This window comes from Bacillus sp. NPDC077027 (genome assembly GCF_050269555.1).
Classification (GTDB): domain Bacteria; phylum Bacillota; class Bacilli; order Bacillales; family Bacillaceae; genus Bacillus.
In genome coordinates this window covers 241,050-252,434 of the sequence record NZ_JBNNIO010000002.1, presented here as the reverse complement: position 1 = coordinate 252,434, position 11,385 = coordinate 241,050, and the positions used below count along the sequence as shown (strand labels likewise).

The window sequence follows — 11,385 nt, the reverse complement described above, 5'->3', positions numbered from 1 at the left end:
ATGTGCATAAATTAAAGAATTTTGACTTAACGATCAAATGATTCTCTTATGCTAATTTGTTTCCTTAAGGAAACTTTTATCTTATTTTAAGCTGACAGCGCTCATTTGTAAAGAGAATTGGGTTAAAAAAGTGGGCAAGTATTTTGAAGATCAAGTAGATTATCGCTCTCATGATATGCAATTCATAAAGGACATGAGCATGGATTTATGAATTTTTAAGGAAATGACATAAAAACAAAAACAATGACCAATAAATGATTGACAGTTTGGGAGGTCGGCTCATATAATAAAGGTAATCCAATATATGAATATGTGCTCATATATAACATATGAAGTGACTTGATAGGTTTGAAGTGAACAGGGGAAGCTACTTATATAGAAGAAGGTGAGAACATGAAAATGACGAAGCAAGAATACGTATTAAACGGTCTAGATTGCGGAAACTGTGCACGGAAAATTGAAACAGGTGTCAGCAAAATGGATGGAGTTGAAGCATGTTCAATTAATTTCGCCACAGGCACTTTAACTGTGACTCATGGTGATCAAAAAGAACAAATGTCTGAGCGTATTCAAAAAACCGTTCAATCCATTGAACCTCATATAAATGTATCGCCAAAGGACCCAGAACATCATCACCAGCACGATCATGGTGCAAAAAATTTAAAAATGATTACCCTGAAATTAGTTGGCGGAGCGCTTATCGGAACAGCTGCCTTTGCATTTCCTGTAACTGGATGGATGGAGTTTGTGTTATTCTTTGTTGCTTACTTGCTAGTTGGCGGCGACGTTGTTCTGAAAGCAATAAAAAATATATACCGTGGGCAAGTGTTTGATGAGAATTTCTTAATGACTATTGCGACGGTAGGGGCTTTTATTATTCAGCAATACCCAGAGGCTTTAGCCGTTATGCTGTTTTATCAAATAGGTGAGTTGTTTCAAGGAGCGGCAGTTAACCGTTCACGTAAATCTATTGGTGAACTGATGAATATCCGTCCTGAATATGCGAACTTAAAAACGGGTGACGAAACCAAAAGGGTCAAACCAGAAGAGGTTTCAGTCGGTGATCTCATAGTTGTGAAGCCAGGAGAGAAAATCCCTCTTGATGGTGTGGTCATAGAAGGCTACTCACTTGTCGATACGTCTGCATTAACGGGAGAATCAGTTCCAAGAGATGTTGAACCAGGAGAAGAAGTGCTTGCCGGATTTGTGAATCAGAATCGTGTTCTTGAACTTGAGGTCAAAAAAGAGTTGAAAGAATCGGCTGTCACAAAAATTCTTGATTTAGTAGAGAATGCAAGCAGTCGTAAGGCACAAACTGAAAACTTCATTACGAAATTTGCAAAATATTATACACCTGTTGTCGTTGTGTTTGCTCTCTTGCTTGCCTTTGTACCACCACTAGTAATGCCTTCAGCCGAACTATCAGAGTGGGTTTATCGTGCTCTTGTCTTTCTGGTTATTTCATGTCCTTGTGCTCTTGTAGTGTCCATTCCACTCGGCTTCTTTGGCGGAATTGGTGCTGCGTCGAAACGAGGTATTCTCATAAAAGGAAGCAACTATCTCGAAGCCCTCAACAATGTAGGTTATGCTGTATTCGATAAAACAGGGACGTTAACAAAAGGCAACTTTACAGTCAGTGATATTGTCACTACGAACAAAAAATGGTCAAAAGAAGAGTTGCTTGAATATGCGGCCCTTGCAGAAGCGCACTCCTCACATCCGATTGCTGAATCAATTAAAGCCGCATATGGATCTATGATTGATGAGAATCGTATTGAAGCATATGAGGATATAGCAGGACACGGGATTAAGGCAACAGCTAACGGTGCTTTCATCTTGGCGGGTAATCACCGTTTAATGGAAAGAGAGGGTATTTCATATGAACGAGAAGAACGGAGCGGAACAGTCATCTATATTGCATTAAATGGAGAATTCGCTGGTTCTATTTTGATTGCTGATGAGCTCAAAGAAGATGCAAAAGAAGCCATTTCTGCTCTTAAGCAAGCAGGTGTGAAAAAAACCGTCATGCTGACAGGGGATGCACACAAAGTTGGTCTAGCTGTTGCAAATAGCGTTGGAATAGATGAGGTTTATACTGAATTACTTCCACAGGATAAAGTTACAAAAATAGAAGAAATAGATCGACAAAAATCACCAAAAGAAAAATTGCTATTTGTTGGTGATGGAATTAATGATACGCCAGTGCTAGCACGCGCAGATATTGGGATTGCAATGGGCGGGCTTGGTTCGGATGCCGCGGTAGAAGCAGCGGATATTGTCATCATGACAGATCAGCCTTCAAAAGTTGCTGAAGCGATCAACGTGGCAAAAAGAACGAGAGCGATTGTCTGGCAGAATATTGCATTTGCACTTGGGGTAAAAGGTGTGTTCCTTTTACTTGGAGCGTTTGGCATTGCGACAATGTGGGAAGCTGTTTTCTCTGATGTCGGTGTGACATTACTAGCTGTCTTAAATGCAATGCGCGTCATGAGATAAAAAATTGTTAGGAAAAATTCACTTTACACTCTTTAATAAAAGAGAGGCTCTTGTTAAAATTGAAGAAGTTGGATAATAGCAAAAAAAGAGAGGCTATGATCCGCTTCTTCTTTTTTTGAAAAATTTATGATAAACATAAGGTAGGTGCTTTTGTGAGTAAAAAAAATCAATCTTCATCAGTAAAGTTCGCTGTTATATTAACCATTATTGCAGCCTTGCTCATTGCTATTTTTGTTGTTTTTGGAAACAAGGACAGCGAGCCGGCTCAAACAGTTGATGCCAAACCACCAATTAAAGGACAACCGGTTCTTGGTGAAAGTGATGCGCCTGTTCAAGTAGTAGAATTTGGTGATTATAAATGTCCATCATGTAAAGCCTTTGAACAAGACGTTTTTCCCAAGCTGAAAAAAGACTACATAGATAACGGAGATGTGAAGTTTTCATTTATACATGTTCCTTGGCACGGTGATGGTTCAGTACTTGCTGGACTTGGATCAGAAGAAGTCTGGAAAGAAGACCCTGATAACTTTTGGAAATTCCATCAAGCTGTTTTTGCTGCTCAGCCAGCAAGTGAAGCTGAGTGGGTCACACCTGCGAAGCTCACACAGCTTGCTAAAAAGACAACGGACATTGATACAGATAAGCTGAAAGAGAACCTGTCTAAGAAAACCTATCAAGCAGAAGCGGATGTCGATGATAAACTAACAAAACAGTTTAATATTACAGGCACACCAACCATCTTTGTCAACAATAAACAAGTCCAAAACTTCTATGATTACGATGAAATCAAAGAATTAATTGATGGTGAGCTTAAAGGGAAAAAATCATGAAAAACAAGCTTATCTACTTGTACAGCGCTTGGCTCGTTTCCATTGTCGCAACGATGGGAAGCCTCTACTTGAGCGAAGTGAAGAAATTTATTCCCTGTGACTTGTGCTGGTTTCAGCGGATTTTTATGTACCCACTCGTCATATTACTCGGTATCGCGACATTCCGTGGGGATGTAAAAATCAAATACTATGTACTACCATTAGCCATTATTGGTGCATGTATCTCTATTTTTCATTATATGGAGCAAAAAGTTCCTGGCTTTGCGGCAATGAGACCTTGCCTTAGTGGTGTGCCATGTTCATTTGATTACCTCAATTGGTTTGGCTTTATCACGATTCCATTTTTGGCTTTGATCGCCTTTATACTCATCATCATCAGTATGCTAATGATCAATGCAAAACAAGACTAAATATCTCGCCTCACTTTTTATGAAAAGTGAGGCATTTTATTTTTTGAAAAAGATAAAATTTAAAGGAAATTTGTATTGCTTTTCAGCTGATTCGGATATACATTTAGTTGAGTAAGCTTATCAGACAATATTAAGGAGATCAGCGGAAAATGGCGTGGGAAGTATTAAGTATCATTGGCATTATGGCGTTCGCTATTAGTGGTGCCATTGTAGCGATGGAAGAAGAATACGATATACTCGGTGTGTACATTTTAGGCATTGTAACAGCTTTTGGTGGAGGCGCAATTCGGAATTTATTGATTGGTCTGCCGATATCGGCTCTATGGTCACAGGGCAAAATGTTTACAATTGCACTTATATCCATTACAGTTGTGTTTTTATTTCCAAAAATGCTCTTAAAACACTGGAGCAAATGGGGGAATTTTTCTGATGCAATTGGTCTCGCGGCCTTTGCAATCCAAGGTGCATTATTTGCGGTTGAAAAACAACTTCCTCTTAGTGCGGTTATAGTGGCAGCAGTTTTGACTGGAAGTGGTGGAGGGATTGTTCGTGATTTATTAGCAGGACGTAAACCTCTCGTACTCAAAGCAGAAATTTATGCTGTGTGGGCAGCATTAGGTGGTTTGTTGATTGGACTTGGTTTAGCAGAAGGACAGATCAGTTTATATATTCTTTTCCTCATGTTAGTGACATGCCGTGTATGCTCTTATTTATTTAACTGGCGGCTTCCGGCTAGATCGTACTTTCTTCATAAAGGATAAACAAAAAAGAGGGCCGAGGCGTCCTCTTTTTTGTTTATCCTTTGGAAGCATGCCGTGTGGTAATACGTGAGCGGAAGCCAATAGTTTATTCCCATACAAAAAGCACCTTCTAGGGTGAAAAGGTGCTTTAGAATAGGGTGAGACCCTGATCATGTAATTGTAGTTGAAATCAAATGCAAAATAGTTTAAAATAAAAGAGTTTACTATATATTTTTTCGTAAGTATATATCTATCCAATTTTATTATACACTGTATTCTTCTGTTTGTCAAATCTTAATATGCAGGAGGCTTTATATGGCGAAATCAGATAAGTCAGTAGAAATGTTGTACCTTCATTACACGTTAGAAAATGTTCGAAAACAAAAGAAATCAGTCAATCAGCAAATGACAAACATCTCTGCTGATATTTTACATTTACGAAAAGGTTTTTTTGATGATGTGAAAATCAATGTTGATCATCCAGAGGAAGCCGCAGAAACGATGTCCAGTATCAAACAGCAAGGAGAGATTTTATCAGAAAGAGAGAGAACACAAAAACAGCTAGCAAAACAGCTCAAAAAGTTGGAGAAACAAGAGCTTATTCCGTATTTTGGAAGGATTGATTTCCTTGAAAAAGGAGCACTGGCAGCTGAACAAGTGTATATTGGCATTCATTCACTGATGGATGAAAAAGAGGAGCATTTTCTCGTTTATGACTGGCGAGCACCTATTTCCAGTCTTTATTATGAGCATACACTTGGGAGAGCCGCTTACGAAACAGAGGAAGCGGTCATTCACGGTGAATTGACATTAAAAAGACAATTTTTGATTAAAAATGGGCAGCTTGATGCGATGTTTGATACAGAATTAACGATTGGGGATGAAATGCTGCAAACTGTTTTAAGTGGAGCGGCAGATACACAGATGAAAAACATTGTATCAACGATTCAACGTGAACAAAATCTGATCATTCGTGAACAGAAAAGTCCACTTTTAATCGTGCAAGGTGCGTCTGGTAGCGGTAAAACATCTGCGGCTCTGCAAAGGGTTGCTTATATGCTTTATACACATCGAGAAACACTGCGTGCAGACGAGATCGTGCTCTTTACACCAAATCAGTTGTTTAACAGTTATATTGCCACTGTATTGCCTGAGCTTGGAGAAGAAAATATGAAGCAGCTAACCTTCCAGGAATACATCGAACAAAAACTAGACGGAGATTTTCGTTGTGAAACGCCCTTTCATCAGCTTGAATTCTGTTTGAAAAACGATGATTTACCAGTGAAGCAACTTCGAATAAGGGGAATCCAATATAAGGGATCTCTTGCATTTAAGCAAGACGTTGATCGGTTTATTGATCATTTATCTAATGAAGGAATGCAATTTAAACGCATTAAATTCAAAGGTCGGTTGCTCATTGAAAAAGAAGACATTCTGTCCTATTTTTATTCACTGGATCTAAAGAGCTCCATTCCAGACCGTTTAGAGCAAACTAAACATTGGTTGCACAAGAAACTGGACCATTTTGAAAAGATCGAAAGAAAGCGAAGCTGGGTGACAGAAACAAGCGAATTGCTAGATCCGCAGGTATATATCAAGGTATATCAAAAGCTTCAAAAAAAGCGTCAATTTGATCAAAATACATTTGATGATTATACAAGGGAAAAGCGTGTGATCGAAGCGGTCATTGTCAGAAAAGCATTTAAGCCACTACGAGATGCGATTGAAAAACTTGAGTTTGTCCACATGAAGGGCGTGTATGTGAACTTTCTTTCGGATTGGAGTTTAAGGGATGCTCCAGATGACTGGGATGCTATTTTCAAGCAAACAAAGCGATATATGGTGAAAGGTTTGATGCCCTATGAGGACGCAGCCCCTTATTTGTATTTACAAGGGATGATAAAGGGAAATGTGCAAAACCGAATGATTCAACATGTGCTGATTGACGAAGTACAGGATTATTCGCCATTTCAGCTTGCACTCATTCAAGCGGTTTATCCCAAAAGCAAGATGACGCTACTTGGAGATGTGAATCAGTCCATTTATGCACATGCTATAGAGCAAGAGGAGCCAATACTTGCAAGCATTGATGGTGATGCGACCTATTTTACTTTGTCAAAGACATATCGTTCGACAAAACCGATTGTTGAGTTTACAAAGCATCTTCTTGATCGTTCGGAGGCAGACCGTATTGAACCCTTTCAGCGGTTAGGTGAAAAACCGGTTATACAGTTAGTAACTAACAGTAATCATTACAAACAAACCTTGCTGGACATGTTCAGTTCTTTGGAAAAAAAGAATGTGTCGACCATCGCTGTCATTTGTCAAACAGCAGAGGAGTGCAGACAGCTCCATGCAATGCTCAATCAATATGTAAAATTAAAACTGATTCATGATGAAACGACTCCGTTCGAAACAGGTGTGTGCGTCATCCCTATTTATTTGGCAAAGGGCATTGAATTTGATGCGGTCATTATTGCAAATGGGTCAAGGGAGTTATATATTAACGAACATGATCGCAAACTGTTGTACACTGCTTGTACGAGAGCAATGCATGAGTTGTATGTATGCGTAAACGGTGAAATGAGCCCATTTTTAGCAAAAATCCCAACAACATGTTATCAATCATTTTATGAATAAAAAAAGTAATACTAAGAGCTAATGAATGTTCAAATGCTCATATCTTAGTGTAAAATAAAAAGAAAATACCCCTGTCGATATATATGGACAGGGATCATGCATGGTGTACGACTTCTTAATCAATTTGGCTGAATAACTGTATTCAGCCTATTTATGATGTGAGTGGATGCTGAAGCAGTTTTGCGGAATACTGTGAAGAGGAAAATATTTATTGATACTGAGGATTTTTTATGCGTGTGGTCAAATTTCCTTTTTTGATGATATTTAAGTCATTCATATTAAAAAACACCAAAACGTTTCAATCAGTCTAACCATGAGAAAAGGGTCACTCTATTACTAGACACAGGAGGTTTTGAAGCAGTGGAGATTTTTTTAGCGGTGCTAGTGCTACTAGCACTTATTGCATCATCTAATATTATCAATCGATTCGTACCATTTATTCCAGTCCCATTAATTCAGGTTGGACTTGGAATCTTGATTGCAGCCTTTCCATCAGGTTTGCATATTTCACTAAATCCTGAACTGTTTTTTGTTTTATTTATCGCCCCGTTGCTATTTAATGACGGAAAACGAACACCTAGGGATGAACTTTGGAAGCTAAGAGCACCCATTTTACTTCTTGCGCTTGGATTGGTGTTTGCAACAGTAATTGTGGCAGGCTATACGATTCACTGGATGATTCCAAGCATTCCTCTTCCTGCAGCATTTGCACTAGCGGCTATTTTATCACCAACAGATGTTGTTGCTGTTAGTGCACTATCAAGCCGAGTGAACATGCCAAAAGGAATTATGAGGCTATTAGAAGGCGAAGGGCTGATGAATGATGCGTCGGGTCTTGTTGCTTTTAAGTTTGCCATTGCAGCGACAGTAACTGGAGCATTTTCTATCGCAGAGGCATCCTTCAGCTTTGTCATCATTGCGATTGGTGGCTTGTTAACTGGATTTATACTTTCCTTTTTTATTATTCGTTTTCGATTTTTCCTTCGTCGGTTAGGTATGGATGACGTCACGATGCATATTATCCTCCAAATCCTCACCCCATTCGTTATTTATTTAGCTGCGGAAGAGATTGGGGTATCAGGCATTTTAGCCGTTGTGGCAGGTGGAGTTACTCATGCAATAGAAAAGGATCGAATGGAAGCAAATTTAGCAAAACTCCAAATCGCATCTTCAAATACGTGGAGTATTATTTTGTTTATTTTAAATGGACTGGTTTTCGTGATACTCGGCTTACAAATCCCTGATGTGGCAACGGTCATTTTCAAGGATGAAGCATTCAATAACCTGCAGGTGCTTGGATACATTATAGCCATTACCCTTTGCTTAATGGTACTTCGCTTTTTATGGGTGTGGTTATTCTGGGCTGGAAAATGGAATATCACCAAGAAGAAAAATGTGAAAAAACCAAAACTAAGAGCATCCTTGTTGATGACCTTTTCGGGTGTACGAGGAGCTGTTACCTTAGCAGGTGCGTTTTCCATCCCATTTGCACTTGATAATGGCTCACCTTTTCCTGAGCGTCATTTAATTATTTTTCTAGCGGCAGGTGTTATTTTATTGACGCTTGTCATGGCGAGTATTTTATTACCATTGCTTTCAGAGAAAAAAGATAAAAAAGCAGATATGGATATGGAAACAAAAATACAACATGCAAAACGTAAGTTGTTTAGAAGTGCAATTAAAACTTTAAAAGAAGGAATGAATGCTGAAAATAGTGAAGTGACGCTCGCTGTTATTAACGATTATCGTCAAAAGCTAAGAAACATTCAGCGTGAGCCTTATCAGTTTGGCATGAAAAAGCAAGAAAGAAAAATTCGGCTTCATGGGATAAAAGCGGAACAACTGAAACTCCAGCAATTAATTGATGAAGAAAAAATAAATATAGAAGAAGCATATGAACTTCAAGAACGCTTCCATGAGCTTGAAATGCTTTATTCCAACTCGTTTAAAATTCGTTTTTCTAAAGTGAAATTTTTGCGATTGCTTCAGTGGCTCCAATTATGGCGACCAAATCAGCACGTATCAAGCGGAATTTTAGAGAACGAACAATCTTATAAGCAAATTCGAAAGGAAACAGCCGAATCGGCAGTTGAATCAATTAAGAAACATATGACAGATGACAATCAGCAAACATGTCATCAAGTGATTGGCTTTTATAATCAAGTCATTTTTAGATGTGAACACGGTCCTTCCTTCTTTAAACAAAGAGATCGTATGTTTGACAGAAAGAAGAAGGAGTTGAACTTTCAAGCGGTTCAATCGATTCGAAATGAAGTACAAACATTATATGAAAAAGGTGAAATCAACCGCGATATTGCACATCATCTAAGAGAATATACCAATGATATGGAAGCAGTGTTGCTTGATAACAACTAATATTGTCATCTACGCACCCGTGTTTTAAGATGGAAGTATGATCGAAAAATAAGGGTGAAGGAGATAAAGGATGGCATATTATGGGGGAATTGAAGCGGGAGGTACAAAGTTTTGCTGCGCAATAGGCAATGAACATGGAGACATCATTGATGAATTAACGATAGCGACAGAACATCCTGAGGATACACTTGAAAAACTCATTCCATTCTTTAAAAAATATGAAATTGAGGCAATGGGGGTTGGGTCCTTTGGCCCGATCTGTGTGACAAAAGGTGATCCACACTATGGTTACATTATGAACACACCGAAAACGGCTTGGAAGAACTACCCGTTCATTCCTAAACTAGAAAAAGGACTAGGCGTACAGGTATCTTTCACAACAGACGTGAATGCAGCTGCGTTAGGTGAGCTGAAAAAAGGTGCCGCTCAAGGTTTAAATAGCTGTTTATACATCACGGTTGGAACTGGGATTGGTGCTGGTGCAGTGGTAAGAGGAGAATTGCTTCATGGCCATTCACACCCTGAGATGGGACATATTCTCGTCAGAAAAAATGAGAAAGATTCGTTTGACGGGGTTTGCCCGTATCATGGAGCGTGTTTAGAAGGTTTAGCCTCTGGACCGGCGATTGAAAAAAGATGGGGAACACCAGCGAAAGAGTTAGTGGACAAGCAAGCAGTTTGGGAGCTTGAGGCGGACTATCTTGCACAAGCTTTGATGCAATATACGCTGATTTTAAGCCCAGAGCGAATTATTATGGGTGGTGGCGTGATGAAGCAAAAACAGTTATTCCCGCTGATCCGTGAAAAACTAGCATTTTATTTGAATGAGTATACAGAGCTACCAGCGCTAGAAACTTATATCGTATCGCCTGGACTAGAGGATAAAGCAGGAATGACAGGCGCTTTAGCACTAGCTATGGAAGCTAAGGTGAGAGTTTGAAATTAGAGATTTCCTGATCAACGTGAGATAATCAAAAGGATAGAATCTACGAAAAGGTGGTTGGTGAAATGGTAAAAAGCTTGAAAGATACCGTTACATTAAATAACGGAGTAGAAATGCCTTGGTTTGGTCTTGGTGTATTTAAAGTCGAGGATGGCGATCAAGTCGTTGAAGCCGTAAAAGCAGCCATAAAAAATGGGTACCGTAGCATTGATACGGCAGCCGTTTATAAAAATGAGACAGGCGTTGGGAAAGCGATTAAAGAATCAGGTGTAGCTAGAGAGGAATTGTTTATTACATCGAAAGTGTGGAATAGTGATCAAGGATACGATCAGGCACTAGCCGCTTTTGATGCAAGCTTAAACAGATTAGGTCTGGACTACTTAGACCTATACTTAATTCATTGGCCAGGACCAAATGCTGCTACGTATAAAGAAACATGGCGAGCACTTGAAAAGCTTTATAAAGATGGAAAAGTCAGAGCAATTGGTGTTAGCAACTTCTATATTCATCACTTAGAGGAACTATTAAAAGATGCTGAAGTCGTTCCAGCTGTCAATCAAGTAGAATTCCATCCGAAGTTGACATTAACAGAGCTTCGTGAGTATGCAAAAGAAAAAGGGATTCAAATTGAAGCGTGGTCACCATTAATGCAAGGGAAACTATTAGATCATGACGTGTTAAAAGAAATTGCAGAACGCCATAAGAAGTCGGTTGCTCAGGTCATTTTACGCTGGGATCTGCAAAGTGATGTTGTCACCATTCCAAAATCAATTAATGAAGAACGTATTATTCAAAATGCAGATATTTTCGATTTCGAGTTGACGCAAGAAGATATCGAAAAAATCAATGCACTCAACAACAACGAAAGAGTCGGTTCTCATCCAGATTCAGTGACGAATGGATTCGAGTAAAAGCATAAATGGAACCCCCTTACCTTCACAGGCACAGGG

Annotated in this window: 8 protein-coding genes; all 8 read left to right on the top strand. The window is 39.1% G+C overall.

From position 1 onward, the window contains the following. Positions 1–393: 393 nt before the first annotated feature. The 8 genes from ACQKEZ_RS06880 to ACQKEZ_RS06845 all read left to right on the top strand — a co-directional run bounded on the left by ACQKEZ_RS06880 (position 394) and on the right by ACQKEZ_RS06845 (position 11,346). Positions 394–2,496, top strand: coding sequence for a heavy metal translocating P-type ATPase (locus tag ACQKEZ_RS06880; protein ID WP_427299574.1), 2,103 nt, complete (start codon positions 394–396; stop codon positions 2,494–2,496). A gap of 152 nt (positions 2,497–2,648) precedes the next feature. Beyond that, positions 2,649–3,326 (top strand): DsbA family protein, encoded by a 678-nt coding sequence (locus ACQKEZ_RS06875; RefSeq protein ID WP_427299573.1) that lies wholly within the window; start codon positions 2,649–2,651, stop codon positions 3,324–3,326. Next, the gene (locus tag ACQKEZ_RS06870; RefSeq protein WP_427299572.1) at positions 3,323–3,736 is read left to right on the top strand and encodes a disulfide oxidoreductase; all 414 of its coding nucleotides are present in this window, start codon (positions 3,323–3,325) and stop codon (positions 3,734–3,736) included. The genes ACQKEZ_RS06875 and ACQKEZ_RS06870 overlap by 4 nt, the downstream gene beginning before the upstream one ends. A gap of 149 nt (positions 3,737–3,885) precedes the next feature. Beyond that, entirely contained in the window at positions 3,886–4,497 is a 612-nt protein-coding gene (locus ACQKEZ_RS06865; protein ID WP_427299571.1) for a trimeric intracellular cation channel family protein, read from the top strand. Positions 4,498–4,791: 294 nt separating this feature from the next. Continuing rightward, positions 4,792–7,116 (top strand): RNA polymerase recycling motor HelD, encoded by a 2,325-nt coding sequence (gene helD, locus ACQKEZ_RS06860; protein ID WP_427299570.1) that lies wholly within the window; start codon positions 4,792–4,794, stop codon positions 7,114–7,116. Between the two features lie 360 nt (positions 7,117–7,476). Next, positions 7,477–9,492, top strand: coding sequence for a Na+/H+ antiporter (locus ACQKEZ_RS06855; protein WP_427299569.1), 2,016 nt, complete (start codon positions 7,477–7,479; stop codon positions 9,490–9,492). 70 nt (positions 9,493–9,562) lie between these two features. Further along, positions 9,563–10,432 carry an ROK family protein gene (locus ACQKEZ_RS06850; RefSeq protein ID WP_427299568.1) on the top strand — a complete coding sequence of 290 codons (870 nt, stop codon included), beginning with the start codon at positions 9,563–9,565 and terminating at the stop codon, positions 10,430–10,432. Between the two features lie 68 nt (positions 10,433–10,500). Further along, positions 10,501–11,346, top strand: coding sequence for an aldo/keto reductase (locus ACQKEZ_RS06845; RefSeq protein WP_427299567.1), 846 nt, complete (start codon positions 10,501–10,503; stop codon positions 11,344–11,346). The last annotated feature ends 39 nt before the right edge of the window (positions 11,347–11,385 follow it).

What these genes read in the sequence shown, in the direction of transcription:
- ACQKEZ_RS06850 (WP_427299568.1), top strand. Translation starts at nt 9,563, where the DNA reads ATGGCATATTATGGGGGAATTGAAGCGGGAGGTACAAAGTTTTGCTGC.
- ACQKEZ_RS06845 (WP_427299567.1), top strand. Translation starts at nt 10,501, where the DNA reads ATGGTAAAAAGCTTGAAAGATACCGTTACATTAAATAACGGAGTAGAA.
- ACQKEZ_RS06880 (WP_427299574.1), top strand. Translation starts at nt 394, where the DNA reads ATGAAAATGACGAAGCAAGAATACGTATTAAACGGTCTAGATTGCGGA.
- ACQKEZ_RS06870 (WP_427299572.1), top strand. Translation starts at nt 3,323, where the DNA reads ATGAAAAACAAGCTTATCTACTTGTACAGCGCTTGGCTCGTTTCCATT.
- ACQKEZ_RS06865 (WP_427299571.1), top strand. Translation starts at nt 3,886, where the DNA reads ATGGCGTGGGAAGTATTAAGTATCATTGGCATTATGGCGTTCGCTATT.
- helD (WP_427299570.1), top strand. Translation starts at nt 4,792, where the DNA reads ATGGCGAAATCAGATAAGTCAGTAGAAATGTTGTACCTTCATTACACG.